This is a genomic window from Roseateles sp. P5_E1, from assembly GCF_054049335.1.
On the sequence record NZ_JBFUMN010000006.1, the window covers coordinates 161,271 to 186,338 of the forward strand.

Consider the following 25,068-nt stretch of genomic DNA (forward strand, 5'->3'; position numbering starts at 1 on the left):
GCGCCGACCGTGCGTCTAGGCTTCGGCCAAAACTTTTAGGGAGAGCCTATGAATGCACTAGACACCGGCGCGCGGGTCTGGGCCGGCTTGGCCGTTCCTCCGTCCAGCGCGCTGATGTTCGTCGTTGGCGTGCTGCTGGCCGGCGCTCTGGCCGGCGAATTCATCGCCGCGACGACGCGGCTGCCGCGCGTGGTCGGCTACACATTGGCAGGCTGCGTGGCCGCTGCCTTCGGCCACGGCGTTGCGATGCCGCTGGCCGGCGCGGCCCAGACTGTGACCGACCTGGCCCTGGGCCTGCTGTTGTTCGAGATCGGCAGCCGCGTGCACCTGCGCTGGCTGGTCCGCAACCCTGGCCTGGCGCTGACCAGCCTGGCCGAAGCCCTGCTCAGTGCACTGGCGGTGGCTTTCGTACTGCGCCTGTTTGATCTCAGTTGGCAGACGGCCATCGCCTGCGCCATCCTGGCCATGCCGGCACCCGCCGCCGTGTCCGGCCGCGTCGCGATGGAATTGGGGGCTGCGGGTCAAGTCACGCAGCGGGCTTCGTTGCTGACGGCCTTGAACACGCTGTACGCCGTTGTCGCGCTGATCCTGATGCGCACCTGGTGGGCGGCCGACGACGGCGGCAGCCTGTCGCAGGCGCTCGCTGGCCTGGCGATCTCGCTGCTGACGACACTGGGGCTGGCCGCGCTGCTGGCGGGCGCCGTCTACCTCGTCGCGCGGCGACTGGACCTGCGCAACGAGAGCGCCGTGCTGCTGCTGTTCGGCCTGGTCGCCTTCGCCATCGTCGCCGCGCGCGCCATCGGCGTGTCGACGCTGCTGATGCCGCTGCTGGCGGGCCTGCTGCTGCGCAACACCAGCGACCGGCCCTGGGTCTGGCCGCGTCACTTCGGCACCTCGGGCGGGGCGCTGGTGCTGATGCTCTTCGTCATCGTCGGCTCGGCCTGGTCGCCCAAGATCCTCGTCGCCGGCGGCTTCGCCGCGCTGGCGCTGCTGGCAGCCCGCTTCATCGCCAAGACCGTGGCCATCGTGGCGCTGGCGCCCATGGCCAAGGCCAGTTGGCGCCAGGGCCTGGCGCTATCGATCACGATGACGCCGCTGTCCGCGACCGCCCTGGTCATGCTCAGCGAGCTGATGCGCGCCGAGCCTGAACTGGCCGCTGGCGCCGTGCCCATCATCCTGGCCAGCATCGCCGTGCTGGAGCTGATCGGCCCCATCGCCGTGCAGTTCGCGCTGCGCCTGGCCGGGGAACTGCCGCCCGCGCCCAAGCGCGTCCCACGCAACAAGGAGGCCGTTGAATGAGCCTGGGTGATTTCTCCAAATCGCAGCCGCTCACCCTCGGTGTCGAGCTCGAACTGCAGATCGTCAACAGCGACGACTACGACCTCGCGCCTGTCTCGGGTGACCTGATGCGGCTGATGGAAAAGCGCAGCATCCCGGGCGACGTGAAGCCCGAGATCACCAGCAGCATGATCGAGCTGGCCACCGGCGTCTGCACGGGCTTCGGCCAGGTGCTGTCGGAGCTGGGCCAGATCCGCGACGCGCTGGTGGACTGTGCCGAAAAGCTGGACGTGAGTCTGTGCGGCGGCGGCACCCACCCCTTCCAGCACTGGAAGCGCCAGCGCATCTTCGAGACGCCGCGCTTTCACGAGCTGTCGTCGCTGTACGGCTACCTGTCCAAGCAGTTCACCATCTTCGGCCAGCACGTGCATATCGGCTGCCCGAGCGCCGACGAAGCCCTGGTGCTGCTGCACGGCATGAGCCGCTTCATCCCCCACCTGATCGCGCTGGCGGCATCGTCTCCGTTTGTGCAGGGCGAGGACACCGGCTTCGATTCGGCACGCCTGAACTCGGTCTTCGCCTTCCCGCTGTCGGGCCGTGCGCCGTTCGTGCAAACCTGGACCGACTTCGAGGCCTACTTCGCCAAGATGACCCGCACCGGCGTTGTCTCGGGCATGAAGGACTTCTACTGGGACATCCGCCCCAAGCCCGAGTTCGGCACCATCGAAGTCCGCGTGCTTGACACGCCGCTGACCATCGAGAAGGCGGCGGCCCTGGCCGGCTTCATCCAGTGCCTGGCGCGCTGGATCACGGTGGAGAAACCGTTCAAGCTCAGCGAAGACGATTACCTGCCCTACACCTTCAACCGCTTCCAGGCCTGCCGCTTCGGCCTGGACGGCACCTTCGTCGATCCCGAGACCGGTGACCACCGCGTGCTGCGCGACGACCTGATCCATGTGCTGACCAAACTGGACACCCACGCCGGTGACCTGCACGCGGAAGCCGCGCTGCAATACATGCGCCGCGAGATCAACGGCATTGGCAACGACGCATCCTGGCTGCGGCGCGTCGAGGCCGAGAACCACCTGTTGCCCGAAGTGGTGAGGCGGGCGGCCAAACGCTGGCACGGCTGAGCGCCGGCGCTCGCAGCGAGCGGCGGCTCGCCATTGCAGACCGAACAGCGGACGCGCGGTGCCGTAGCGGATCTGCGCTGGCCGGGCGAACGCTGCCGCTCAATTGGTGCGGCCGGCCAAGGTGCTTCTCATGACAGCTGGCAACATCGCAGCTGCTCTTCGCAACCACCCCTCATGACCGACACCCCCGCCCGCACCCGCTGGGCCATCGTGCTGCTGCTGTGCACCTGCGGCGTGCTGGCCGGCGGCCAGTTCGCCAAGATTTCCATCGAGTTCACGCGGCTGCAGGCGGTCTACAACGCCTCGCCCGCCGGCATGGGCTTGCTGCTGTCGACCGTCGGCGTGGTGGGCCTGCTGTGCGGCGTCATGGCGGGTTGGCTCGCGCCGCGGGTGGGCTATCGCCGCCTGCTGCTGATCGGCCTGGGCGGCGGCGCCTTGCTGTCGGCTCTGCAAGCGTTGCTGCCGCCTTTCGGCCTGTTCTGGGCCAGCCGTGTGCCCGAGGGCGCGGCCCATCTGGCCATCATGGTAGCCACGCCGACGCTGCTGATCCACGCCTGTGCGCCTGCCCACCGTACGGCCGTGATGGGCCTGTGGGCCACGGTGGTGGGCCTGGCCTTCGCCGTGCTGGCCGGGCTGGATCGCCTGCTGCCCCAGGGCCTGGCGCCGCGCGAGACCCTCGCCGGGCATGCAATGTTGCTGGCCCTGGCGGCGCTGGCGGTGCGGCTGTGGGTGGCCGACGTCCGTGCGGCGCCCGCGCCGGTCATGGCGGGCGCGCGCGCCGGTGTGCTGGCCCTGCACCGCGAGGTCTATGCCGACCTGCGCACCGCGCTGCCCGGCCTGGCGTTCTTCTTCTATGCCTTCCCGACGATCGCGCTGATCACCTTCGTGCCGCGCTTCAGCGGCCAGGGTCAGGGCGGTTTTCACACGGTGCTGCCGCTGATGGCCACGGCGGGCACGCTGGCGGCAGGATGGGCCGCGCGGCGCTTCGAGGGCGGCTTGAAGCTGGTGCGCCTGGCGTACCTGGCTTTTGGCGCTGCGGCACTGGCGCTGGCCGGAGCGGCGCTCATGGGCGCACCCACCGAGGCGCTGGCACTGCTGGCACTGACCTGCGCCGGCCTGGGCGGCGGCGCGGCGTCCACATTGATCCCGCAGCTCAACCCCACCCCGGCCCACCAGGCTCGCGCTTCCGGCGTGCTGGTGCAACTGGGCAACCTGGGCTCGGTCAGTGGCCCGCCGCTGTTCGCGGCGCTGGCGGATCGCTTCGGCCTGGTCGGCTTGGCCGGTCTTGCTGCTTTGACGGCCACCGTGGCGTTGCTGGTGCTGAGGCGGCTGGGTACGCGACTCGAGGGCTGACGACCCAGGAAGTTGCGTCAAGTTTCACGCACTCTTCGCGCAAACCCTAGCCCCGCTTCGCCACCGCCGTGAGCTGCGCGGCCGCGTTGGCATGGTGTTATTCCTGTTTTGCATGACCCCCACCGATCCCGGTGGTTACGGCGTGATTACATTGGATTCGACAATCCACCTCCTCAGGTTCGGTGTGCTTGGGCCAGCTCGCCAGCTGCCCCAAACACATTCCCATGATTGGAGCTTTCGCCATGAACCAACCCGCCATGCAGGGGCTGCGGCTGAACCTGCCCGCCTATGTCAAAAACGCCCGGCTGATTGCCTGGGTGGCCGAGATCGCGGCGCTCACGGAGGCCGCCGACGTCTATTGGTGCGACGGCAGCGCCGACGAATACCAGCGGCTGTGCGATCAGCTCGTCGCCGCCGGTACCTTCAAGAAACTCAACCCCGAGCTGCGCCCTGGCAGCTACCTGGCCAACTCCGACCCGAGCGACGTCGCCCGCGTCGAGGACCGCACCTTCATCTGCTCCCCGAAGAAGGAAGACGCCGGCCCGACCAACAACTGGATGGCCCCGGCCGAGATGCGGGAGTTGCTGCAGACCGGCGACAAGGCGCTGTTCAAAGGCTGCATGCGTGGCCGCACCCTTTACGTCGTGCCCTTCAGCATGGGGCCGCTGGGCAGTCCGATCGCCCACATCGGCGTGGAACTGAGCGACAGCCCCTATGTCGCCGTCAACATGCGCACCATGACGCGCATGGGCCGCGCCGTCATCGAGCTGCTGGGCACGGATGGCGACTTCGTGCCTTGCGTGCACACCGTGGGCGCGCCGCTGGCAGAAGGCCAGGCTGACGTGAGCTGGCCCTGCAACAAGACCAAGTACATCGTCCATTTCCCCGCAACGCGCGAGATCTGGAGCTATGGGTCGGGTTACGGCGGCAACGCGCTGCTGGGCAAGAAGTGCTTCGCGCTGCGTATCGCGTCCACGATGGGCCGCGACCAAGGCTGGCTGGCCGAGCACATGCTGGTGCTGGGCGTGGAAAGCCCGCAGGGCAAGAAGTACCACGTCGCCGCCGCCTTCCCGAGCGCCTGCGGCAAGACCAACTTCGCCATGCTGATCCCGCCCGCCGCCTTCGACGGCTGGAAGATCACCACCATCGGCGACGACATCGCCTGGATCAAGCCCCACGCCGACGGCAAGCTCTACGCCATCAACCCCGAGGCCGGCTATTTCGGCGTCGCCCCGGGCACCAACTCGCACACCAACCCCAACTGCATGGACAGCCTGGAGCGCGACGTGATCTTCACGAACGTGGCGCTGACCGACGACGGCGACGTCTGGTGGGAAGGCATGACGGACGCACCGCCCGCCCACGCCATCGACTGGCAGGGCAAGGACTGGACGCCCGCGATCGCCAAGGAAACCGGCGCCAAGGCCGCTCACCCGAACGCCCGCTTCACCGTGGCGGCGACCAACAACCCGGCGCTGGACGCCAACTGGGACAACCCCGCCGGTGTGGCCATCGACGCCTTCATCTTCGGCGGCCGCCGCTCCACCACCGTGCCGCTGGTGACCGAAGCCCGCGACTGGACAGAGGGCGTCTACATGGCCGCGACCATGGGCAGCGAGACGACCGCCGCCGCCGCTGGCCAGCARGGCRTSGTGCGSCGCGACCCGTTCGCGATGCTGCCYTTCRYSGGCTACAACATGRSCGACTACTTCCAGCACTGGCTGGAGCTGGGCGAAAAGCTCGAAGCAACCTGCAAGAAAACCGGTGCCAAGCTGCCCGCCATCTACTGCGTCAACTGGTTCCGCAAGGGTGCCGACGGCAAGTTCGTCTGGCCCGGCTACGGCGAGAACATGCGCGTGCTGAAGTGGATGCTGGACCGCCTGGAAGGCACTGGCGGCGGCCAGGAGCATGTGTTTGGCGTGACGCCCGGCTACACCGACCTGAACTGGGATGGCCTGGACTTCTCGCCGGAGAAGTTCGACACCGTCACCCGCATCGACGCGGCCGAATGGCAGGCCGAGATGAAGCTGCACGACGAACTGTTCGCCCAACTCGCCTTCCACCTGCCCGCCGCGCTGCCGGCCGTCAAGGCGCGCATCGAAGAGCGCCTCGCGAAAGAGGCGGGCTGACCGTTTCTCTTCGGCAGCATCAGCATGGGCGCCTTCGGGCGCCCGTTTTTTATCGCCGGCTGCCGAACACCAGCAGCAAGCCGCCGATGGCGATGGCGCCCACGCCCAGCCATACCGGCACATTGACCGTTTCCTTCTCCTTGGCCGAGACCTCCAGCGAGCCGAGCTTCACGACGGTCTTGTCCTTGGTGTAGCTGAAGCCGCCCATCGCGAGGCTGGCCGCGCCGATGACGAGCAGCAGGATGGCAATGATCTTGGTGGCACCCATGGCGCTCTCCTTGGTTTGAGATGGGCCCAGGCTAAGGTCGGCAGCATGTGACAAACAGTGTCCGACAGCGCGATGCACTGTCGGACGACGCCGACACCTCAGGGATAGTCCTTCAGCGTCGCCGTATTGCTGCCGCCCTGACAGCGCGCCGAGTCACCGGCGTCGTTGATGACGCGCTCGATGCTGCCCTTGTCCACCAGGCAGACGGTGATCATGTGGCGCAAGCGCACGCCGGGCGCTTTTGTTGGATTTGGCACCTCGAAGGCGCGGTCCAGCACAACGTCGGGCTTCAGGAAGACGCTGTAGGCGCCCAGGCCCCAGGCCTCGTGGCGTGTCACCGTGTCGGCCACCTTGTAGGCCGCGAAGCCCCGGCCCGTCGCACTCGACCACTGGGCTTGCGTGGGCGGGTCATAGGGGATCTCAGACTGGTAGAAATAGACGCGGCCGCCATTGCCCTGCCAGACGACCTGCTCCTTCTGGAAGTGCTCGACAAAAAGGCCATAGATGGTCACGTCCTCGCCGTTGACCCACAGGCCGTGGGCGGACGGGTTGCTGGTCCAGCCGACACCCTCGCCATGGTCAGCGCGCCAGATCCACGTGTGGTCGACCAGGGTGTCATGCGCATTGATGCGCAAGGCCGTGTCCACCTGCCCGGCCGCCGCGCCGCCGATGCGGAAGAACAAGTCGTGCAGCACGATGGGGTCGGCTTTGTGACGCTTCTTGGAGCCGGCCGGCGCCACCTCCATCAGCACGCCAGAGTCCTGCTGGCCAGCGTCGAGGAACAGGCCCGAGATCGTCAGTCCGTCCATGTCCGCCGTCTTCACCAGCGGCTGGCCGTTGTCCGAGCGCAGCGTCGGGAAGCCGATGCCCAGCACCACCGTGCCGGAACGCTTCACCTGCAGCGTCTGCGTCAACAGGTACTCGCCCGGCGTGAACAGCAGGTGCTTGCCGGCGGCCAGCTGGGCGTTCAGCGTCGCCGCTGTGTCGCCGGGTTTGGCGATGAAGAACTGGCCGATGGGCAGCGTCTTGCCGGGCGCCACGGCGCCATTCGCCCACGAGATGCCCGCGCTGTCGCGCCGCAAGGCAGGCACTCGCACGGCGTACTGCCCCTTGGCATCGATGAAGAGCCAGGGCTTCTCGCGCACCAGCGGCGTCTTCGCAATCTTGGTGAAGCGCTGGCCTGGCGTCGGAAATTCACCGTCGGGTGCGCCAGCCACGCCGACGAAGACCATGTTCCAGTTCGAACCCGTCCAGCGGCCCCACTGGCTGTTGCGCGAGATCCATTGCTGCTGCGTGGCCGAGTTGACCTGGCCATCCACCAGCACGTCCGAGAACCAGCCACCGCTGGCCCAACCCTTGTTCTGGTTCAGCCGGATGTTGCCGCGCACATGCATGCGGCGGAACGGGATGGCCTGGGACACGGCCCATTGCATGGTGTTGTCGCCGATGCCCAGCGTCGGCGTCACTGAGAAGTTCTCGGCACCGCGCCAGAAGTTCTGCGTCGCGTTGTCGCCATCCAGGAAGGCCGTTGAGCGCAGGTCGCCGATGACGTGGACGTCGTCCGGATGCGCCCCCAGGCCCAGCACATGCGTGTAGAAGCCCACCGGAATGCGCAAGTCCTGGTAGGTGCCCGGCTTGAGCAGGACGGCGTCGCGGCGCGGGCCGAAATGGTTGGGCTGCTGGGCGGCGTAGATGCCGTCGATCAGCGCCTGCAGGCCCGGCGTCGCCGGGTCGACGACATGCACGTTGGGGCCGAAGTCCGGCACGTCGACCGCCAAGGCCTGGGCCGCCAGACCGACGGCCAGCACGGCCGCCATCGCTCGCTTGCACTGCATGTCTCTTCCTCGCCAGGTCTCTGGTTGCCGCTGTTTGGAATCGGTTCCAATTCGCATATTGGATCATGTCGAGGCCGCCTGGTCTTCAGGGTTACTGCGGCGGCGGGCGGCGCACAATGGCGGCACTTGAGCAGCCTGCAACCAGGCGAGGAGGCCAGATGAGCCAGGGCTTCGGTCACGAATTGCCATCACGGCACAACCAGCAGGAGCACCGTCAGGTCTCCCGCTACCTGATCGTCATCGCGTCAAGCGGCGGCCCGGTCGCCAAGCTCTTTCTGGACAGCCGCGAACAGGTGGGCGAATTCGATGCCAGCACTGAAGAGGTCGCCGTCATGACGCGCAACGCGTCGTCGTCGACGGGCGCTTCCGGCCCCGAATGGAACAAGGCCCTCGCCGGCCACAGCGCCGAGGAGCGCGCGACCGCGACGGTCTACCTGCTCGACGTCTAGAAGCTCGATCCCGGCTGCTTCAGGAAGGCTTCTTCCTCGGCCGTCGACGCGCGGCCAAGGATGGTGTTGCGGTGCGGGTAGCGCCCGAAACGGTCGATGATGGCCTTGTGCTTGAGCTCGAAGTCGTGCGTGCCTTGCGGCGCGCGTTCCTTCATCAGCGGCTCGCCCGCCGCGTGGATGGCGGCGGATTCGCTGTGCATATAGGGCATGAAGAGGAAGGCGCGCTGCTCGACCGGCAGGGCCAGGTCGGCACCGGCAGCGACGGCCTCCTGCGCCAGCGCGAGGGCCAGCGGATCGGCCGCGAAGGCGCCGGGCGTGCCGCGGTGGATGTTGCGGGCAAACTGGTCCAGCACGATGACCTCGGCGAGCCGACCTTCGGGCACCGCGCGCCAGGCGAAGAGTTCGCAGCGTTTGGCCTGTTCATGCAGGGCGCCGAAGCGCGTGCGGACCAGCTCGTCGAAAGCGGTGTCCACCGTCCACCACTGCGCAGGCTTGATCTCCTGGAACCAGAAGCGAAGGATGTCGTCAGGCGTGGCCCTCATTTGCGCCCGCCAAATACCAGCAGCAAGCCGCCGACCGCAATTGCGCCCACGCCCAGCCACACCGGCAGATTGACTTCCTCCTTCTGCTTGGCCGACAGCTCCAGCGGCCCGAGCTTCACGACGGTGCTGTCCTTGGTGTAGCTGAAACCGCCAGTGGCCAGGCTGGCGGCGCCGGCGATGAGGAGGAGTACGCCGACGATCTTGGCGAAGTTCATAACAGGGCTTCCATGGGGTGAAGACCCAAGCTTAGAGCCTCACCACGCGTAGCTCGCCCCCAGCAACCCGTAGTTCACGCCTCCCTGGGGCCCGCGGCTGCGGCCGACGCCGGGCGTGACGGTCCAGCCGGCCCCCGCGGCGATGGCCGCCTTCATCTGCACGCTGCGCAGGTTGCCGCCATCGTGCAGCCGGTCCTGCATCACCTCGCCGTTCAGCGCCACGCGCTCGCTGACGCGGTAGGTGGCGCCGAGCTGGTGGCTGCGGTCCAGCGCCGCCTCGTCGCGGTTGATGGCCGTCACGCGATTGCTCAGCAGCGGCACACCGGCCAGCAGGCCGCCGCTGTTCGTCGCTTGCGTCGTGCTCGTCGTGTAGCGGTTGCGCATGACGGCGCCGTAGACGCTCAGGCGCGGCGTGACCGCCACCGCGCCGTGCACGCCCAGGCCATGGCCCCGCAGGCGCTGCTCGACCGGCGTGGCCGCGCCGCCGCTTGACGCCACCGTGCCCCGCGCACGGGCACTGCGCTTCACCGCATCGATACCGACGTTGACGCCCTCCGCCGGCCGCCAGTCCACCGCTGTAGCCAGGTCCGTCTGGCGCAGGCGCTCACCGTCGCGGCGCTGGCTGGCGTTCACACTGGCCTGCCAGGCCTTGCCGGCCACGCCACCACCGACCGCGACCTGCCGGGGCTTGACGCTGTTGCCACTGGCCAGGTCGTGGCTGCGCGACTGGCCGGCGCCCAGTTGCACCCAGGCGCGCTCACCCACGGGCAGGCTCACCGCCGCCGCCGCACTCTGATTGCGCTGGCCGTCGCGCTGCACAGCGAGGTTGACGGCGCGTTTGTCGGCATTCGGTGCCGCCTCCTCGGCGTGGGCCATGCCGGCCAGCATCAGGGCGGCGGCGATGAGGCAGAGTTTGGACGTGTTCATGAGCGGGCTCCATGGATGTCGAGGGCTGCGGGACGCTTCGGTCCCTCAACCCGACAACGCCGCCCGCGGCACAAAACTTCCCCGCCCAGATGTAAGCAGGCGCAGCCCACCGCATACTTGCTCCAACTACCCATGAGGCCTGCCGTGCCCGATCCCGCTCCGGACAGCAGCATCGACGCCGTCGCCCAGGCCCTTCAGGCCCAGGCCTATCTGCCCTCGCGCGAGCTGGCGACAGCCGCCTTCCTCGCGCTGCGCCTGTCGCGGCCCTTGCTGCTGGAAGGCGCGCCRGGAACCGGCAAGACGGCCATTGCSGCGGCACTCGCCASSGCSCTSGGCCGGCCGCTGATCCGCCTGCAGTGCTACGAAGGCCTGGACCTGGCCGCRGCSGCCTACGARTGGAAYTACGCGCGGCAGATGCTGGAGATCCGCCTCGCGCAGGCACACGAAMGTGAACGCACGGCCGACGAACTCTTCGCGCGCCGCTTCCTYATCGAACGCCCGCTGCTGCAGGCGCTGACGACAACCCCGGCGCCCGTGCTGCTCATCGACGAGCTGGACCGCGCCGACGCGCCCTTCGAAGCCTTTCTGCTGGAGTTCCTGGCCGACTTCCAGATCACCATCCCCGAACTCGGCACCCTCACGGCCGCCACACCACCGCTGGTCATCCTCACCAGCAATCGCAGCCGCGAGATCCACGACGCCGTCAAGCGCCGCTGCCTCTATCACTGGGTGGACTTTCCCGATGCCGCGCGCGAGCTCGCCATCGTCAGCGCGCGCTTGCCGCAGATCGAGCGGCGGCTGGCGCAACAGGTCGTCGCCTTTGTGCAGGGCCTGCGCCAGCTCGACCTCTACAAGCTGCCCGGCCTGGCCGAAACGCTGGACTGGTCGCGCGCCCTCATTGAGCTGAACGCCATCAGCCTGGACCCGGCCACGGTGCAGTCGACCTTGGGCGTGCTGCTGAAATACCAGGACGACATCGCCCGCGTGCAGGGGAGCGAGGCCGCAAGGCTGCTTGCAGAACTGCGGCAGAGCGTCGAGGGCTGAGCCGTGGACCCGCATGCCGAGCGCTGGGCCGCTCCCGAGCCGGCATGCATCCCCTCGGGGGATCGGCTGGTGTACCCGCCGGCCGAGGGGCACCACCTGGCGGAAAACCTTGTGCATTTCGGCCGCGTCTTGCGCACGGCCGGCTTGGCCCTAGGCACCGACCGGCTGCTGCTCGCCGCCCAGGCGCTGGAAGTCGGCGGCCTGGCCTCGCGTGCCGACTTCAAGGCGACGTTGGCCGCCTGCCTGGTCGACCGGCCCGAGCACCGGCCGCTGTTCGAGCAGGCCTTCCACGTCTTCTGGCGCGACCCCGACCTGCTCGGCCGCATCATGGCCCTGCTGCTGCCGCGGGCCCAGGGCCGTGCGGGCGCACCGCCACCACCCGAGAACCGGCGCCTGGCCGATGCGCTGTTTCCTGGCGCGCCTGCCGATTCGCCGCGCGCCGAGCAGGTCGAGATCGAGGCGCGTCTGGACGCCGGCAACCGCGAGCTGCTGCAGCGGCGCGATTTCGACACGATGACGGCCGCCGAATGGGCCGCCGCGCGCCAGGCCCTCGCCGCGTTGCAGCCGCGMCTGGCGCAACAGCTCACGCGCCGCCATGCGCCCGCGCCGCAAGGCCGCATYGCCTGGCGCGCCACGCTGCGCGCCGAGGCGCGGTGCGACTTCGCCCTGCCCACCCGTGAGCGCGCCCGCCGCCGCCCGACACCCCTGGTGCTGCTGGCCGACATCTCGGGCTCCATGGGCCGCTATTCGCGGGTGCTGCTGCATCTGGCCCAGGGCCTGTTGAATCCGGCCGGCGCGGGCGAGGCCCCCGTCGTTGAAGCCTTCGTCTTCGGCACCCGGCTCACGCGCATCACGCGCCAGCTCAAAGCCCGCGACCCCGACGCGGCGCTGGCCGCCGTGTCCGCCGCCGTGCCGGACTGGGCCGGCGGCACCCGCATCAGCCAGAGCCTGCATGCCTTCAATCGCGACTGGGCGCGCCGCGTGCTGGGCGGCGGCGCGGCCACGGTGCTGCTCGTCACCGACGGCCTGGAACGCGACGCCGAGGACGGCGGCTCGCACCTGGCCTTCGAAGCCGAGCGGCTGCGCCTGTGCTGCCGCGAGCTGATCTGGCTGAACCCGCTGCTGCGCTTCAAGGCTTTCCAGCCGCGCGCCGCGGGCGTGAAGGCACTGCTGCCCCAGGTGACTCGCCATCTGCCGGTGCACGACCTCGACAGCATCGACCGCCTGCTCGACGCCCTGAAGCGATAGCCCACGTCCTACAGGCTGGCGGCGCAACGTCCGCCCTGCACGGGCAGTCCCACTGCTTAGATTTCGGTTTCGGCGGTGCGCATCCAGTGCTACCGCTTCCGATTGAAAGGAAGAGTCATGAAGATTTCGCAACTCGCTTCGCTGCTGGTCGCCGCTGCCCTGGTCACGCCGCTGGTCGGCCATGCCGATGACAAGCCGCCCGGCGCGGCCAAGGCCTGGGTCAAGGACTCGGTCGTGACGACCAAGATCAAGACGCAGCTCGCCACCAGCAAGATCTCGTCGCTGGCCATGGTTCACGTCGAGACCGACGCCAACGGCTATGTGCAGCTGACCGGCAAGGTCGCCACGCAGGCCGAGAAGGACCGCGCCGAAGCCATCGCCAAGGCAGTCGACGGCGTGAAGTCGGTCGACAACCAGCTGACCGTCAAGTAAACAGCGCCCCCCGGCCTCCCGCGCTGCCCGTCAGGCCCTGTCTGGCGGGCAGCGCTTTTTGTTGGCCGGGCCGACGGTCAGAATCGGTGCATGAATCTGACCGGCCAGCAGCATCTGCCCGTGTCCCAGGCCCAGGCCTGGGCCGCGCTGAACGACACCGCGATGCTGCAGGCCGCCGTGCCCGGCTGTGAGGCCCTCACGTCGACCGGCGACAACGCCTTTGACCTGTTGATGGCCGTGTCCATCGGGCCCGTGAAGGCCAGGTTCAAGGGCAAGCTGCAACTGTCCGAGTTGACCCCGCCTCTGAGCTACCGCATCGGCTTCGAGGGCTCGGGCGGCGCGGCCGGCCATGGCAAGGGCCAAGCCTTCGTCCAGCTGCAGGCCGTGTCGCCCAGCGAAACGGTGCTGAGCTATGACGTGACGGCCAGCGTCGGTGGCAAGGTGGCGCAGATCGGCTCGCGTCTGGTCGATGCGGCGGCACAAAAGCTGGCGCAGGACTTCTTCATCCGCCTGCAGGCCGCGCTGGTTGAGCGCCATCCGCCAGCCGCCGCGCCGGCCCTCGCCGCAAGTGCCGCGCCGGCCGAGCGCCGCCACGCGCTGCAGCGCCTGCGCGCCTGGCTGCGCCGCTGGTTCGGGTGAGGCGGTTTGCAAAGAACAAGCACCTCTTCGTGACCAGCTGAAACACCATGGGGATTTCCCCAGCGCGCCACCGGTACAATTTCACATGTCCGAGACAACGGGCCTGCCTGCGCAGGCCCGTTCTTTTTGTGCAATGAATCCACAGCCCCCGCACCCACTTCGCTCGCCGCCCTCCCGGGGTGTGCGTCAGCGCGTGCCAGCGGCTGGGCCGCATTGATCATGTCCAGCCCCGCCGGCCGACTGCCCCATCTTGACGTCCTGAAGGCGCTCGCGGCACAGATCATCGTGCTGCACCACCTGGTCAGCTACGGGCCGATCGCCCGCGCCGCCCACGCCGCCCTGCCCCTGCTGGCCGGCGCCATGCATCAGTACGGGCGCATGTCGGTGCAGATCTTCCTGGTCGTCGGCGGCTATCTCAGCGCGCGCGGCCTGTCGCCGCGTGGACAGGCCCTGCAGGCCGCCGTGCCCGAGCTGCTGTGGCGGCGTTATCTGCGGCTGGTGCTGCCCTTCCTGGCGGCGCTGGCCCTGACACTGGGCATCTCCGGCCTCATCGCTTCGTCCTGGCCCGAGCTGGTGCCCGCCGACATCAGCGTCGGCCAGCTTCTCGCTCACGCGCTGCTGCTGCATGACGTGCTGGGCTACGAAGCGCTGACCGTGGGCGCCTGGTATGTGGCCATCGACCTGCAGCTGTTTGCCCTGCTCGTGGGCCTGCTGTGGCTGGCACGGCGCGGCTGGCGGCACCCAAGCCGTCTCGTCGTCGGCCCCGTCCTCGTCGCGGCCGCCGCGCTGGCCTCGGCCTGGGTGTTCAACCGCCAGCCGGAGCTCGACGCCTACGCACCCTACTTTTTCGCGTCCTATGGCCTGGGCGCTCTCGTGCATTGGCTGGGCCTGTCGCGTCACCGCCGCGCCGGCCTGCTGCTGCTGGCAGTGGCCGTGAGCGCCGCGCTGATGGTGGAATGGCGCGACCGCCTCGCCCTGGCGCTGGCCACGGCGTTGTGGCTGTCCTGGGCGCAGGCCCGCCATGCCGAGGGCCGTCAGCTGCTGCCGGCCGCCTTGGCTTCGGCCTTCGCCAGCGCCGCAACGCCCTCCTACGCACTGTTCCTGCTGCATTTCCCGGTGCTGCTGCTGAGCAACGCCCTGCTCGCGCATCTGCCGGGCGCGACACCCGAAGCCGGCCTGGTGCTGCTCGTGGCCACCTGGCTGCTGGCCAACGGCCTGGCCGTGCCCTTCCACCGCTGGGTGGAGGCGCCGGCCGCCCGCTTCGATCCACTGGCATGGCTGCCGCGCCTGCAGTGGGCCCCTCGCCCAGCCTCGCGTCGCTGAACGCGCGCGGTCTGATCGGTCCCGCGAGGACGGGCGATGCTTGCGGACCGGGCGCTCGGCCCGTAGCCGCGAACAACCGCCGACATCCCGCAACTGCGTGCTAATGTCGCGCGCTGCTAGTCCCAGGCCGCGCTTCCATGACGATTCAAACCCCGGCCGCGGCCCCCAGCCGCGAGCAACTGCTGCACAGCCTTTACGAGGCCGCCGAGCTCGAGCACAACCTCATGTGCACCTATCTCTACGCGGCCTTCAGCCTCAAGCAGGGCGAGGCCGAGGGGCTGGGTGCCGTCGAGGCCGAGGCCGTCGAGCGCTGGCGGCGCGAGATCATCGCTGTCGCCATCGAGGAGATGGGCCACCTGGTGGCGGTCTGGAACATCACGGCGGCGCTGGGCGGCGCGCCGCGCATCGGCCGCGGCAACTTCCCGCTCGACCCCGGCAATCTGCCAGCCCGCGTCGTCGTCAAGCTCGCACCTTTCAATGACGCGACGCTGCAGCACTTCATCTTCCTGGAGCGCCCCGAGGGCAGCGCTGAAGAGGACGGCGAAGGCTTTGCCGCCGAGCGCCTGTTCACGCGCGGCTCGACGGCACCGCGCGTCACGCCGATGGCGCGCGACTACGACACCGTCGGCCATTTCTACGCCACGCTGAGCGCCGACCTGCGCGCCTTTGTCGAGCTGCACGGCGAGGCCGTGGCCTTCTGCGGCAACCGCTGGCTGCAGCTCGGGCCCCAGGAGCTCAACCTCTGCGGCGCCCGCCATGTGCTGTGCTCCAAGACGGCGCTGGCGGCCTTCGACGCCATCGTGCAGCAGGGCGAAGGCGCCCCCAGCGACAGCGCCACCTCGCATTACCACCGCTTCGCCGCCATCCGCGAGGAGCTGGCCCAGCTGCGCGCCGCCCACCCGGGCTTCGAGCCCGCCTGGCCGGCCGCCACCAACCCGGTGCTGCGCCGCCCGCCGCGGCCCGAGGGCCGGGTCTGGCTGGAGAACCCGGCTGCGGCGGCGACGGTGGACATCGCCAACGCCAGCTACGGCCTGATGCTGCGCCTGCTGGCCCAGAGCTATCTGCTGCCCGGGCCGTCGGCCGAGAAAAGCCTGATGGTGGATCTGGGCATCTGCCTGATGCGCGCCTTCACGCCGTTGGCCGAGCATGCCGCGCGGCTGCCTGCCGGCCCGAGCAATCCGGGCTGCAACGCCGGCGTCAGCTTCACCGCCCTGCGCGACGCGGCAGCGTTGCCACCGGGGCCGGCCGCGCGGCGCTTCGTCGTCGAACGCCTGGGCCAGATCGCCGACGCAGCGGCCAGCCTGCACGCCGAGCTCGGGGCCGAACGCAGCGGCCGCGCGGCACGCCTGCTGCAGTCGCTGCGCGAACGCGCCGAGCGCGGGCTGGACCTGAACGCGCCCGTCGCCGCGCCTGCACCCGCCGCTGCGCCCGCCGCAGCACCTGCCGCGGCAGCACCGCCCCCGCCACCCACGGAGACCGTCGACGGCATCGAGATCGTGCAGGGCGACAAGCTCGAATTGCGCTTCGAGGCCCAGCGCTGCATCCATGCACGCTTCTGCGTGACCGGCGCGCCCAAGGTCTTCCTCGCCAATGTGCAAGGCCCCTGGCTGCACCCTGACGCCATGCCCGTCGAGCGCCTCGTCGACATCGCCCATGCCTGCCCGTCGGGCGCCATCCAGTACCGCCGCAAGGACGGTGAAGACGACGAGGCGCCGCCGCCGGTCAACTTGCTGTCGGTGCGCSAGGCCGGCCCCTATGGCATACGCGGCGAGCTGGTGCTGCGCGGCCAGGCCATCGGCACGCGCGCCACGCTGTGCCGCTGCGGCGCGAGCAAGAACAAGCCCTTCTGCGATGGCAGCCACCACGACATCCACTTCGACGCGACCGGCGAGCCCGAGACCGGTCTGCTGGGCCTGCCCACCGACATGCCCGCCATGCGCGATGGCCGCATCGACATCGAGCCCGAGCCCAACGGCCCGCTACAGCTGCGCGGCCAGGTCGAGGTGCTGAGCGGCACCGGCCGCATGGTCTGCCGCGTCGCGCAGGCGCGGCTGTGCCGCTGCGGCGGCAGCCAGACCAAACCTTTCTGCGACGGCACGCATGCCCGCAATGGCTTCAGTGCCGACTGACGCCAGCGACACCCGAAGCGCGCTGCAGCAGATGGCGGCGCGCACGCTGATCTGGATCGTCGGCGTCGTGGGTACCGTGGCCGCGCTGATCGGCGCCGGCGAGGCCGCCCTCGGCCTGCGCGCGCTGTGGGGCAGCCAGCGCCTCGTCGTCGGGCTGGCGCTGCTGGCAGTCAGCGGCGCAGGCTGGCTGCTGTGCCGCGCCGGCCGCGCGCGGCTGGCCACAACCCTGATCCTCGGCGGCACGCTGATCGCCCTCGTCGCCCACGCGGCCCATATCGGCCTGGGCGTGCACACCGTCATCCTCGCGGCCGGCGCCCTGGTCATCGCGCTGGGCGGCGGCGTGGCCGGCAATGCGGCGGCAGCCGTGCTGACCGTGCTCTACCTCGCCGCCATCGGCGTGCTGGCCGCGATGGAAGCCCAGGGCCTGCTGCCGGGCTTGAGCGCGCCGCGCCAGCCGCAATTGATCGATCGCGTCGTCGCCCACTTCCTGATCGCCACCAGCGGCCTGGCCTCGGCCCTGCTGCTCAACCGCATCCTGGGCACGGCACTGGCGCGCGCCATCGGCGAGGAGGCCCGCCTGGCTCGCCTCGTGCAGGCCGCCCACAACTGGGCCTGGGAAGCCGACGCCAAGTTCCGTGTCACCATGCTGTCCGATGAGTTCGAGGCCCTGTCCGGCCACAAGCGCGAAGACTTCCTGCGCATGGGCGAGCCCGGCGGCGCCATGCTCGTGCGCGACGCCGACTACCCCGGCCTGCTGGAGGACATCCGCGCCAAGCGCGCCTACCGCGACCGCATCAACGGCTTTCGCGCGCCCGACGGCCGGCTGCTGTGGACGCTGGGCTCGGGCGAGCCCGTCTTCGATGGGAACGGCAGCCACATTGGCTGGCGCGGCGTCAGCCACAACATCACCGGCGAGCGCCTGGCGCTGCAACAGCACCAGCGCACCGCCAACATGCTGGACCGCGTGCTGCGCGCCAGTCCCGACGCCATTTGCGTGGCCCACATGGAAGACGGCCGCATCCGCTTCGCCAACTCCGGCTTCTGTGCCCTGGTGGGCCTGTCGCGCGACGAGCTGATGGGCCACTCGGGCCGTGAGCTCGGCCTGTGGCCCGACAGCGGCGAGCCCAGGCGCCTGGCCGCCGAGCTGGCCGCGTCAGGCATCGTGCGCGACTTCCGCTCGGCCCTGCTGGTGCACGGCGAGTGGCGCGACGTGCTGGTGTCGGCCGCAACGCTGGACTGGGAGGGCGAGCCGGCCACCATGCTGATCGCCCGCGACATCACCGAGCGCGAGCGCGCGCGCATCGAGGCCGAGGCCATCCTCGACCACGCCAGCGTCGGCATCGCGCTGACGCGCGGCGAGCGCTTCGAGCGCGTCAATCGCCACTGGCAGGAGATCTTCGGCGGCACCGAGCCGCAGCTGGCCGATGGCCACGCCTGCCTGCCTTCGGCCCAGGAGGTCGCCAGCGCCGCACTGGCATTCGAGCGCGACTTCATCCGCCCCGATGGCCGGCGCATCACCGTGCAGTTCAACGCCCGCGGCCTGCCGGCGACGCTGGCCGGCCGCAGCGAAGGCCGCAACGACCAGGACTGCGACCACGCGACGCTGTGGGTGGCCGAGGACGTCACCGAACGCCGCCGCCAGGAGCGCGAGCTGCGGTCTGCCAAGCAGCAGGCCGAAGGCGCCAGCCACGCCAAGAGCGCCTTCCTCGCGACGATGAGCCACGAGATCCGCACGCCGCTGAACGGCGTGCTGGGCCTGGCGCGGCTGCTGCAGCAGGCCGGGCCGGACGAGCGTCGGCCGCAGTACCTGGCCCACCTCGTGGCGGCGGCCGAGTCGCTCAATGAGATCGTCTCCAACGTGCTGGACTTGTCCAAGATCGAGGCGGGTCATCTCGAGCTGGAGACCATCGAGTTCGACCTGCACGCGCTGGCCCAGGCCGGCTTCGAAGGCTGCGCGGCACTGGGCCGCGAGCGCGGCCTGGACATGCAGATCGAACTCGCACCAGGCCTGCCGCGCCTGGTCATCGGCGACCCGCTGCGGGTGCGCCAGATCATGGCCAACTTCCTCGTCAACGCGCTGAAGTTCACCGAGCGGGGCCACATCCGGCTGAAGCTGTCGTCGGCCGGCGAAGGCCGCGTGCGCATCGTCGTCGCGGACAGCGGCATCGGCGTGCCGCTGGAGTTGCAGAGTCGACTGTTCCGCCCCTTCGCCCAGGCCGACGACTCGACGACGCGGCGCTTTGGCGGCACCGGCCTGGGGCTTTCCATCTGCCGCGAGCTGGCCGCACGCATGCAGGGCCGCGTCGGCGTGCAGAGCGACGGCGCGAACGGCTCCAGTTTCTGGGCCGAGCTGGCCCTGCCTACGGCCCTGACCATCGACGACACCGCTGCGCGCAAGCGCATCCCGATGCCGCCGCGCTACCCGCTGGCCGGCCAGCGCCTGCTCGTCGCCGAGGACAACCCGGTCAACCGCCTCATCATCACGGCCCTGCTGCAGCGCCTGGGCGCCGAGGTCGTTGAGGCCGAGGACGGCGAGCAGGCCGTCTGCCTCGCGCGCGAGCAGGCCGGGCGACTGGACGGGGTGCTGATGGACCTGCACATGCCCAAGGTCGATGGCCTGAAAGCGACGCAGCTGCTGCGCGCCGACCCGATCACCGCCCAGCTGCCCATCCACGCCTTCACGGCCGCCGTGCTCGACCAGGAACGCCAGGCCGCGCTGGCCGCCGGCATGAACGGCTTCATCGCCAAGCCGGTGGCCGAAGAAGAAGTGATCCGCGTGTTGGGGCGCCAGCTCTGAAAGGACGACCGCCATGCCCATCCGCATCGTCAGGCTCGGCAGCCCGCGTGCCAACGATGAGGGCACGCGCATCGGCACCGTGCGCCGCCCGCCGCGCGGCGTGCCCAAGGCCGAGTTCGCGTCACGCGATTTCTACGACGTCTGGTTCCCCAATCTCGCGCCCAGTCTTGAGACCATGAAGCTCGGCCAGGCGGCTGAGACAGACGCCGAGTGGAAGATCTTCAAGAAAAAGTACAGCGCCGAGATGGCCGAGCCCGAGGCCCAACATGCGCTGAGCTTGTTGGCGACGCTGTCGGCGCAGACGAATTTCTCGGTGGGCTGCTATTGCGAGGATGAGGCGAGATGTCATCGCCCCCTGTTGCGCGCGCTGCTTGAGGACAAGGGCGCGCGCTGTACTTAACTCGCCGGCGGCATGCTGGTGTCGAATTGCGGGCCGAGCGCTGGGCCGCTCCCGAGCCGGCCCGCGTTAGGCGATGTGCTTGCGGCTCGATGCCGCAAGCATCGCCGTCCCCTCGGGGGACCGGTCAGGCACGCCCGCGTTCAGCGGCGCGAGACTGGACGAGGGGCTCCATTTCAAGCTCCGCCGTTGTCCTGCGCCTCGCGCTTGCGGTTCATGTCCGCCAGCGTCTTGCCCGCCTCGTCGCGGAAGGTCTCCTCCAGCACCTCCAGCGTCTCGACACGGTCGACGCGGAAACTGCGGAAGTCATTGCGCAGCTCGCACCAGGCAGCCAGCGTCCAGACCGGGCCCCAGAACAGGCAGGCCAGCGGGCGCACGATGCGCTCGCTCTTCACACCGCCCAGGTCCAGATAACCCACCTTCAGCTTGCGCCGGTCCTCGGTGGCCTCGCGCATGGCCGTCAGGTGGGCGCTGGTGGCCGGGTCCAGGGCCGGCAGCGGCGCATACAGCGCCAGGCTCTCGGCCGCGGCGCGTGCGTCTAGCGGCAGCACGGCGAGGATCTTGGACAGCGCGTTCTCGGCCTGGCGGGCCAACGCCGCATCCAGCCGCGATTCGGCCATGCGCACCGTCGCGACCAGGGCCTGGGCCTCCTGCTTGCTGAACATCAGCGGCGGCAGGTCAAAGCCTGCCCGCATGCGGTAACCGACGCCCGCCTCGCCCTCGATGGGCACGCCCTGCTGGCCCAGCGCGGCGATGTCGCGGTAGACGGTGCGCATCGACACCTCGAGGCGACTCGCGAGGTAGTCGGCCGTCGTGAGGCGGCGTCCGCGGATGAGCTGGACGATCTGGAAGAGGCGGTCTGCGCGGCGCATAACCGGTCATTGTGCGGGACCGGGCATGCCCCTTGCAGAAGACACGTGTCACCGACAACGAGGTCGAGCTTCATCATGGCCATCTACGCCTCCTTCCAGGCCCGCGGTACCCGCGGCGCCGAACTGGCCACGCTGGGCGCCATCAGCGCCCCACTGGCTTCCCTGGCTCAAGACCAGCTATTCACGGCGCGCGCCGTGCCGGGGCGAAACCGCCCCGTGAAAGGGAAATCTCAGCCCATGGCCGTGCAGAGTTCCACCAGCGTGCCGTCCGGGCAGCGCACATAGGCCACCGTCTGGCCCCAGGGCTTGGTGACCGGTGCGGCCAGGGCGCGGGCACCGGCGGCGACGGCTTTGTCATAAGCGGTCTGCACGTCGGTCACCGTGAAGCCGATCTCCATGCCCAGCGGCTGCGGGCTCGCGTCGGCGGCCACGTAGTCGTGCTGCACGCTGTCACGGGCCGTTGCGTGATCGACAAAGGCCAGCGTCGTGCCGCTGGCGCCGGTGTCAACCTCGCCATAGGCGCCGCTCTCGTGCAGGAAGCGCTTCTTGAGGCCGAAAGCCTGGTCGAAGAAGGCGAGGGAAGCGGCCACGTCGGACACGTAGACGAGGGTGTAGGCGAAGTTCATGCGGGTCTCCTGAAGTGCAATGCCCGCATGCTGCGCCGGGTTGGCTGTCAGCGCGTGTCAGGAGCGGCTGAGAAAATCCGCCGCAATGCAAGCCTTCCTCATCGCCACCGGCCTGGTGGCCCTCGCCGAGATTGGCGACAAGACCCAGCTGCTCGCCTTCATGCTTGCGGCCCGCTTCAGGCGGCCGGTGCCCATCGTGCTGGGCATCTTCGTTGCGACCGTCTTCAACCACGCCGCTGCGGGCGCGTTAGGTAGCTGGCTGACAAGCCTGATCAGCCCGATGGCGCTGCGCTGGATCCTCGGCCTGTCCTTCCTGGCGATGGCGGGCTGGATGCTGATCCCCGACAAGCTCGACGAGGACGACACGCCCAAGCCCGGCCATGGCGTCTTCTTGACGACGGTCATCGCCTTCTTCCTGGCCGAGATGGGCGACAAGACACAGATCGCCACCGTGGCGCTGGCGGCGCGCTTCCCGGCCGATTTCATCGGTGTCGTCGCCGGCACGACGGCCGGCATGATGATCGCCAACGTGCCGGCGGTGCTGGTGGGGGATAAGTTGGCGCAGAAGCTGCCGGTCAAGCTGGTGCACACGGTGGCCGCCGTCATCTTTGCGAGCCTGAGCATCGCAACGCTGGCCGGCCTGGGCGAAAGCCTGGGTTTTTGAGGGGTGGTGAAGCCCGGCCGGTGGCCTAGCATGCCGGCGACTCAACACCACCTCGGGGAGAGGCCATGACCTTCCAGGAATCCGTCCAGACCTGCTTCAGCAAATACGTCGACTTCTCGGGCCGCGCCAGCCGCTCGGAGTACTGGTGGTTCGCACTGTTCGTCTTCGGCGCGAGCTTCGTGCTGGGCATGTTCAGCCAATGGCTCAACATCATCTTCCTGCTGGGCACGCTGCTGCCTCAGCTGGCCGCCGCCACGCGCCGCCTGCACGACACCGGCCGCAGCGGCTGGTGGCAGCTGATCGGCTTGATCCCCCTCATCGGTTTCATCGTGCTGATCGTCTTCCTGGCGCAGGAAAGCGGTGAGGCGACCGAATCAACCGCCTGAGCGGGCGGCGTCGATGAAGGCGCGCAGCTTGGGCGCCAACGCTGCGCGCCGCGGAAAGTAGAGGAAGAGGCCGGGCTCCTCGAAGGCCGACTCGGGCAGCAGTTGCTGCAGACGGCCGCTGCGCAGTTCCGCGTGCACCAGCGGCTCGAAGATGTAGGCGATGCCGACGCCGGCCAGGGCCAGGTCGCGCGCGAAGCTGGCGTCCGTGATGACGGCACTGCCCGTCGTGCGCACGGCCACCGTCTCACCGGCCTCGCGCAGCTCCCAGTCGTAGAGGCTGCCGGCGGCCAGCAGGCGAAAACCGATGCAGTTGTGCGCCGCCAGCTCGGCCACGCGGGACGGCGCGCCGCGGCGGGCGAGGTAGTCCGGCGAGGCGACGAGGATGGCCTTGAACGGCGGCGTCAGGCGCACGCTGACCATGTCCTGCTGCACCTGCTCGCCCAGACGGATGCCGGCATCAAAGCCGCCGGCCACGACATCCACGAGGGCGTCGTTGTCGTGCACCTCCACCGTCAGCTTGGGGTGGGCCACCGCCAGCTTCGCGAGCAGTGGCGGCAGCACCATTTGCGAAGCCACGCGCGAGGAATTCAGCTTCAGCACGCCGCCAACCTCGCCGCGGGCGGCGCCCAGATGTTCGACGGCCGCGCCTATGTCCTCCAACGCCGGCCCCACGCTGGCGAGAAACCGCCCGCCCGCCTCGGTCAACGCCACGCTGCGCGTCGTGCGCGCGAACAGCGGCTCGCCGAGGGCGTCCTCCACCACGCGCACCGCATGGCTGACGGCCGAGGCGCTCATCCCCAGTGCCTGGGCAGCCGCCGCAAAGCCGCGCTTGTCGGCCACGGCAACGACGATGGGCAGATGGGCCAGCAGTTCGCGGTTCATTCATGAACCATATCGCATGACCCATGCGATTGAAGCACCTTTATCCGATCACATCGTTTCAAGACACTGGACTCCGTCGCAACCCACCACCCCACGGAGCCCACCATGACCGCAGCCACCAACACCCGCCCCACCTGGTTCATCACCGGCGCCTCGTCCGGCTTTGGCCTGTCCTTCGCCAGGTACGCCCTGGCCCAGGGCTACAACGTCGTCGCCACGGCCCGCCAGCCGGCCCGCCTGGCCGCCCTGGCCGACAGCGCCCCGGACCGCGTCCTCGTGCTGCCGCTGGACGTGACCGCTGCTGGCGACGCCGAGCGCGCCACGGCTGCCGCCCTGGCGCACTTCGGCCGCATCGACGTGCTGATCAACAACGCCGGCTACGGCATCGTCGGCGCCGTCGAGGAGACACCCGACGCCGAGCTGCGCGCGCAGATGGAAACCAACTTCTTCGGCGCCGTCGCCGTGACCCGCGCCGTGCTGCCGGCCATGCGCGAGCAGCGCAGCGGCGCCATCGTCAACCTGTCCAGCATGGGCGGCCAGATGTCCTTCGGCGGCTTCGGCGCCTACTCGGCCTCCAAGTTCGCGCTGGAAGGCCTGTCCGAAGCCCTGGCCCAGGAAGTCGCCCCCTTCGGCATCAAGGTCCTCATCGTCGAGCCCGGCGCCTTCCGCACCGGCTTTGCCGGCGCCGACGTGCTGCGCCAGATGCCCGTGCTCGCGGCCTATGACGAGATCGTCGGCGGCACGCGCAGCTTTGCCAAGGGCATGGATGGGACGCAGGCCGGCGACCCGGACAAGGCGGCGGCGGCGATTGATCAGGCGCTGAAGTCCGAGGTCACACCCCTGCGGCTGCAGCTGGGTGCGGATGCGATCGACGCGGTGCGGGCGCACAGCGAGCAGCTGCTGAAGGATCTGGCTGCGTGGGAAGTGGTTGGGCGGGCGACGGCGGTGGATGCAGGGGACCTCGTTCAATGAGCATCGCCGCGCAAGGATGCCCCAGCGATTGGGGCCGAGGCTCAGTCAGTTGCTGCCAGATGGAGCAACCATCGACCGCGATCTGAGGAGAGGGCTATGTCTTGCCAAAAGGCCGCGTACCAAACAGGTGGAATTGTCCGGACCTCGGTGACCTCCACCTCTCCAACCACGTCAAGAATATGCGAGCACAGAGCACTGGCAACATTCCTCTGCACCCACTCGCGACCTACACCGAGGGAAGGTGAGAAGTGATTTCCAAACGCCCAATGCATGAGGACTGGAGCAAGAAGTTCGGCCGCGTTGCTGCCCAACTTGGATGCTTTGATTTCCCATTCAAACCCCGAATCGGCAGTTGCATGCGACTCGGCGGCTATTGACGCGAAGTGTTGAACAAGCGCCTCCTCAAGCGACGCTCCGGTCCTGAGTTCAATAAGCTCGAAAGTGCATTGGTAATCTGACGCCTCGTTCAGCAAAGCGACAACTTCGAGAGCTGCATTGACAGTAGCGAGTGACATTTACTAAGCCCTG

General features: G+C 69.2%; 25 protein-coding genes. 16 read left to right on the plus strand and 9 right to left on the minus strand.

Annotation, left to right across the window (positions count from 1 at the left end; translation table 11 throughout):
• Positions 1 to 48: 48 nt before the first annotated feature.
• The 4 genes from ACXJKJ_RS09030 (at position 49) to ACXJKJ_RS09045 (ending at position 5,893) form a co-directional block, all read left to right on the plus strand.
• Positions 49 to 1,299 (plus strand): cation:proton antiporter, encoded by a 1,251-nt coding sequence (locus tag ACXJKJ_RS09030; protein ID WP_082532833.1) that lies wholly within the window; start codon positions 49 to 51, stop codon positions 1,297 to 1,299.
• Entirely contained in the window at positions 1,296 to 2,411 is a 1,116-nt protein-coding gene (locus tag ACXJKJ_RS09035) for a YbdK family carboxylate-amine ligase (protein ID WP_457352220.1), read from the plus strand. The genes ACXJKJ_RS09030 and ACXJKJ_RS09035 overlap by 4 nt, the downstream gene beginning before the upstream one ends.
• A gap of 174 nt (positions 2,412 to 2,585) precedes the next feature.
• On the plus strand, positions 2,586 to 3,764 hold the full coding sequence (locus tag ACXJKJ_RS09040) for an MFS transporter (RefSeq protein WP_457389877.1): 1,179 nt from the start codon (positions 2,586 to 2,588) through the stop codon (positions 3,762 to 3,764).
• Between the two features lie 242 nt (positions 3,765 to 4,006).
• Positions 4,007 to 5,893 carry a phosphoenolpyruvate carboxykinase (GTP) gene (locus ACXJKJ_RS09045; RefSeq protein ID WP_457389878.1) on the plus strand — a complete coding sequence of 629 codons (1,887 nt, stop codon included), beginning with the start codon at positions 4,007 to 4,009 and terminating at the stop codon, positions 5,891 to 5,893.
• Between the two features lie 49 nt (positions 5,894 to 5,942).
• Here the strand turns inward: ACXJKJ_RS09045 and ACXJKJ_RS09050 are convergent, their stop codons facing one another.
• Complete coding sequence (locus tag ACXJKJ_RS09050) at positions 5,943 to 6,161, minus strand: hypothetical protein (protein ID WP_056200702.1); 219 nt, start codon at positions 6,159 to 6,161, stop codon at positions 5,943 to 5,945.
• Between the two features lie 98 nt (positions 6,162 to 6,259).
• Entirely contained in the window at positions 6,260 to 7,996 is a 1,737-nt protein-coding gene (locus ACXJKJ_RS09055; RefSeq protein WP_457389879.1) for a hypothetical protein, read from the minus strand.
• A 158-nt stretch (positions 7,997 to 8,154) separates the two neighbouring features.
• Between ACXJKJ_RS09055 and ACXJKJ_RS09060 the strand changes: the two genes are divergently transcribed.
• Positions 8,155 to 8,445: a hypothetical protein gene (locus tag ACXJKJ_RS09060; RefSeq protein ID WP_457389880.1), complete on the plus strand. Its 291-nt coding sequence runs from the start codon at positions 8,155 to 8,157 to the stop codon at positions 8,443 to 8,445.
• On the opposite strand, the gene ACXJKJ_RS09065 is transcribed toward ACXJKJ_RS09060, so the two are convergent.
• From ACXJKJ_RS09065 to ACXJKJ_RS09075, 3 genes are read right to left on the minus strand one after another with little or no spacing between them, the layout of a single operon-like run.
• On the minus strand, positions 8,442 to 8,987 hold the full coding sequence (locus ACXJKJ_RS09065; RefSeq protein WP_457389881.1) for a DUF924 family protein: 546 nt from the start codon (positions 8,985 to 8,987) through the stop codon (positions 8,442 to 8,444). The genes ACXJKJ_RS09060 and ACXJKJ_RS09065 overlap by 4 nt on opposite strands.
• Positions 8,984 to 9,202 (minus strand): hypothetical protein, encoded by a 219-nt coding sequence (locus ACXJKJ_RS09070; protein WP_056200707.1) that lies wholly within the window; start codon positions 9,200 to 9,202, stop codon positions 8,984 to 8,986. Before ACXJKJ_RS09070 ends, ACXJKJ_RS09065 begins: the two co-directional genes overlap by 4 nt.
• A gap of 39 nt (positions 9,203 to 9,241) precedes the next feature.
• Positions 9,242 to 10,129: a hypothetical protein gene (locus ACXJKJ_RS09075; protein WP_457389882.1), complete on the minus strand. Its 888-nt coding sequence runs from the start codon at positions 10,127 to 10,129 to the stop codon at positions 9,242 to 9,244.
• Between the two features lie 144 nt (positions 10,130 to 10,273).
• On the opposite strand from ACXJKJ_RS09075, the gene ACXJKJ_RS09080 reads away from it, so the two are divergent.
• The 8 genes from ACXJKJ_RS09080 to ACXJKJ_RS09115 all read left to right on the plus strand — a co-directional run bounded on the left by ACXJKJ_RS09080 (position 10,274) and on the right by ACXJKJ_RS09115 (position 20,141).
• Complete coding sequence (locus tag ACXJKJ_RS09080) at positions 10,274 to 11,173, plus strand: AAA family ATPase (protein ID WP_457389883.1); 900 nt, start codon at positions 10,274 to 10,276, stop codon at positions 11,171 to 11,173.
• A 3-nt stretch (positions 11,174 to 11,176) separates the two neighbouring features.
• Positions 11,177 to 12,421: a vWA domain-containing protein gene (locus tag ACXJKJ_RS09085; protein WP_457389884.1), complete on the plus strand. Its 1,245-nt coding sequence runs from the start codon at positions 11,177 to 11,179 to the stop codon at positions 12,419 to 12,421.
• 117 nt (positions 12,422 to 12,538) lie between these two features.
• Positions 12,539 to 12,853: a BON domain-containing protein gene (locus ACXJKJ_RS09090; protein ID WP_056200713.1), complete on the plus strand. Its 315-nt coding sequence runs from the start codon at positions 12,539 to 12,541 to the stop codon at positions 12,851 to 12,853.
• Positions 12,854 to 12,943: 90 nt separating this feature from the next.
• Complete coding sequence (locus ACXJKJ_RS09095) at positions 12,944 to 13,492, plus strand: CoxG family protein (protein ID WP_457389885.1); 549 nt, start codon at positions 12,944 to 12,946, stop codon at positions 13,490 to 13,492.
• A 219-nt stretch (positions 13,493 to 13,711) separates the two neighbouring features.
• A complete protein-coding gene (locus tag ACXJKJ_RS09100) occupies positions 13,712 to 14,815 on the plus strand; it encodes an acyltransferase family protein (protein ID WP_457389886.1) in 1,104 nt (367 codons plus the stop codon).
• A gap of 137 nt (positions 14,816 to 14,952) precedes the next feature.
• A complete protein-coding gene (locus tag ACXJKJ_RS09105) occupies positions 14,953 to 16,944 on the plus strand; it encodes a ferritin-like domain-containing protein (RefSeq protein ID WP_457389887.1) in 1,992 nt (663 codons plus the stop codon).
• Positions 16,925 to 19,741, plus strand: coding sequence for an ATP-binding protein (locus ACXJKJ_RS09110; protein ID WP_457389888.1), 2,817 nt, complete (start codon positions 16,925 to 16,927; stop codon positions 19,739 to 19,741). Before ACXJKJ_RS09105 ends, ACXJKJ_RS09110 begins: the two co-directional genes overlap by 20 nt.
• Before the next feature lie 13 nt (positions 19,742 to 19,754).
• The gene (locus tag ACXJKJ_RS09115) at positions 19,755 to 20,141 is read left to right on the plus strand and encodes a DUF488 domain-containing protein (protein WP_457389889.1); all 387 of its coding nucleotides are present in this window, start codon (positions 19,755 to 19,757) and stop codon (positions 20,139 to 20,141) included.
• Between the two features lie 173 nt (positions 20,142 to 20,314).
• On the opposite strand, the gene ACXJKJ_RS09120 is transcribed toward ACXJKJ_RS09115, so the two are convergent.
• Together ACXJKJ_RS09120 and ACXJKJ_RS09125 are read right to left on the minus strand one after the other, a co-directional pair.
• Complete coding sequence (locus ACXJKJ_RS09120) at positions 20,315 to 21,010, minus strand: helix-turn-helix transcriptional regulator (RefSeq protein WP_056200736.1); 696 nt, start codon at positions 21,008 to 21,010, stop codon at positions 20,315 to 20,317.
• Between the two features lie 230 nt (positions 21,011 to 21,240).
• Positions 21,241 to 21,636 carry a VOC family protein gene (locus tag ACXJKJ_RS09125; RefSeq protein WP_457389890.1) on the minus strand — a complete coding sequence of 132 codons (396 nt, stop codon included), beginning with the start codon at positions 21,634 to 21,636 and terminating at the stop codon, positions 21,241 to 21,243.
• Positions 21,637 to 21,721: 85 nt separating this feature from the next.
• Between ACXJKJ_RS09125 and ACXJKJ_RS09130 the strand changes: the two genes are divergently transcribed.
• Both ACXJKJ_RS09130 and ACXJKJ_RS09135 read left to right on the plus strand, forming a co-directional pair.
• Entirely contained in the window at positions 21,722 to 22,300 is a 579-nt protein-coding gene (locus tag ACXJKJ_RS09130) for a TMEM165/GDT1 family protein (RefSeq protein WP_457389891.1), read from the plus strand.
• A 65-nt stretch (positions 22,301 to 22,365) separates the two neighbouring features.
• Complete coding sequence (locus ACXJKJ_RS09135) at positions 22,366 to 22,686, plus strand: DUF805 domain-containing protein (protein ID WP_457320852.1); 321 nt, start codon at positions 22,366 to 22,368, stop codon at positions 22,684 to 22,686.
• Here ACXJKJ_RS09135 and ACXJKJ_RS09140 read toward each other — a convergent pair.
• Positions 22,675 to 23,568: a LysR family transcriptional regulator gene (locus tag ACXJKJ_RS09140; protein WP_457389892.1), complete on the minus strand. Its 894-nt coding sequence runs from the start codon at positions 23,566 to 23,568 to the stop codon at positions 22,675 to 22,677. The genes ACXJKJ_RS09135 and ACXJKJ_RS09140 overlap by 12 nt on opposite strands.
• 105 nt (positions 23,569 to 23,673) lie before the next feature.
• On the opposite strand from ACXJKJ_RS09140, the gene ACXJKJ_RS09145 reads away from it, so the two are divergent.
• Positions 23,674 to 24,540, plus strand: a complete 867-nt coding sequence (locus ACXJKJ_RS09145) for an oxidoreductase (protein WP_457389893.1) — start codon at positions 23,674 to 23,676, stop codon at positions 24,538 to 24,540.
• 41 nt (positions 24,541 to 24,581) lie between these two features.
• Here ACXJKJ_RS09145 and ACXJKJ_RS09150 read toward each other — a convergent pair whose 3' ends face one another.
• Positions 24,582 to 25,055: a hypothetical protein gene (locus ACXJKJ_RS09150; protein WP_457389894.1), complete on the minus strand. Its 474-nt coding sequence runs from the start codon at positions 25,053 to 25,055 to the stop codon at positions 24,582 to 24,584.
• Positions 25,056 to 25,068 lie beyond the last annotated feature (13 nt).

What these genes read in the sequence shown, in the direction of transcription:
- ACXJKJ_RS09030 (WP_082532833.1), top strand. Translation starts at nt 49, where the DNA reads ATGAATGCACTAGACACCGGCGCGCGGGTCTGGGCCGGCTTGGCCGTT.
- ACXJKJ_RS09035 (WP_457352220.1), top strand. Translation starts at nt 1,296, where the DNA reads ATGAGCCTGGGTGATTTCTCCAAATCGCAGCCGCTCACCCTCGGTGTC.
- ACXJKJ_RS09040 (WP_457389877.1), top strand. Translation starts at nt 2,586, where the DNA reads ATGACCGACACCCCCGCCCGCACCCGCTGGGCCATCGTGCTGCTGCTG.
- ACXJKJ_RS09050 (WP_056200702.1), bottom strand. Translation starts at nt 6,161, where the DNA reads ATGGGTGCCACCAAGATCATTGCCATCCTGCTGCTCGTCATCGGCGCG.
- ACXJKJ_RS09055 (WP_457389879.1), bottom strand. Translation starts at nt 7,996, where the DNA reads ATGCAGTGCAAGCGAGCGATGGCGGCCGTGCTGGCCGTCGGTCTGGCG.
- ACXJKJ_RS09060 (WP_457389880.1), top strand. Translation starts at nt 8,155, where the DNA reads ATGAGCCAGGGCTTCGGTCACGAATTGCCATCACGGCACAACCAGCAG.
- ACXJKJ_RS09065 (WP_457389881.1), bottom strand. Translation starts at nt 8,987, where the DNA reads ATGAGGGCCACGCCTGACGACATCCTTCGCTTCTGGTTCCAGGAGATC.
- ACXJKJ_RS09070 (WP_056200707.1), bottom strand. Translation starts at nt 9,202, where the DNA reads ATGAACTTCGCCAAGATCGTCGGCGTACTCCTCCTCATCGCCGGCGCC.
- ACXJKJ_RS09075 (WP_457389882.1), bottom strand. Translation starts at nt 10,129, where the DNA reads ATGAACACGTCCAAACTCTGCCTCATCGCCGCCGCCCTGATGCTGGCC.
- ACXJKJ_RS09090 (WP_056200713.1), top strand. Translation starts at nt 12,539, where the DNA reads ATGAAGATTTCGCAACTCGCTTCGCTGCTGGTCGCCGCTGCCCTGGTC.
- ACXJKJ_RS09095 (WP_457389885.1), top strand. Translation starts at nt 12,944, where the DNA reads ATGAATCTGACCGGCCAGCAGCATCTGCCCGTGTCCCAGGCCCAGGCC.
- ACXJKJ_RS09100 (WP_457389886.1), top strand. Translation starts at nt 13,712, where the DNA reads ATGTCCAGCCCCGCCGGCCGACTGCCCCATCTTGACGTCCTGAAGGCG.
- ACXJKJ_RS09110 (WP_457389888.1), top strand. Translation starts at nt 16,925, where the DNA reads ATGGCTTCAGTGCCGACTGACGCCAGCGACACCCGAAGCGCGCTGCAG.
- ACXJKJ_RS09115 (WP_457389889.1), top strand. Translation starts at nt 19,755, where the DNA reads ATGCCCATCCGCATCGTCAGGCTCGGCAGCCCGCGTGCCAACGATGAG.
- ACXJKJ_RS09120 (WP_056200736.1), bottom strand. Translation starts at nt 21,010, where the DNA reads ATGCGCCGCGCAGACCGCCTCTTCCAGATCGTCCAGCTCATCCGCGGA.
- ACXJKJ_RS09125 (WP_457389890.1), bottom strand. Translation starts at nt 21,636, where the DNA reads ATGAACTTCGCCTACACCCTCGTCTACGTGTCCGACGTGGCCGCTTCC.
- ACXJKJ_RS09130 (WP_457389891.1), top strand. Translation starts at nt 21,722, where the DNA reads ATGCAAGCCTTCCTCATCGCCACCGGCCTGGTGGCCCTCGCCGAGATT.
- ACXJKJ_RS09135 (WP_457320852.1), top strand. Translation starts at nt 22,366, where the DNA reads ATGACCTTCCAGGAATCCGTCCAGACCTGCTTCAGCAAATACGTCGAC.
- ACXJKJ_RS09140 (WP_457389892.1), bottom strand. Translation starts at nt 23,568, where the DNA reads ATGAACCGCGAACTGCTGGCCCATCTGCCCATCGTCGTTGCCGTGGCC.
- ACXJKJ_RS09145 (WP_457389893.1), top strand. Translation starts at nt 23,674, where the DNA reads ATGACCGCAGCCACCAACACCCGCCCCACCTGGTTCATCACCGGCGCC.
- ACXJKJ_RS09150 (WP_457389894.1), bottom strand. Translation starts at nt 25,055, where the DNA reads ATGTCACTCGCTACTGTCAATGCAGCTCTCGAAGTTGTCGCTTTGCTG.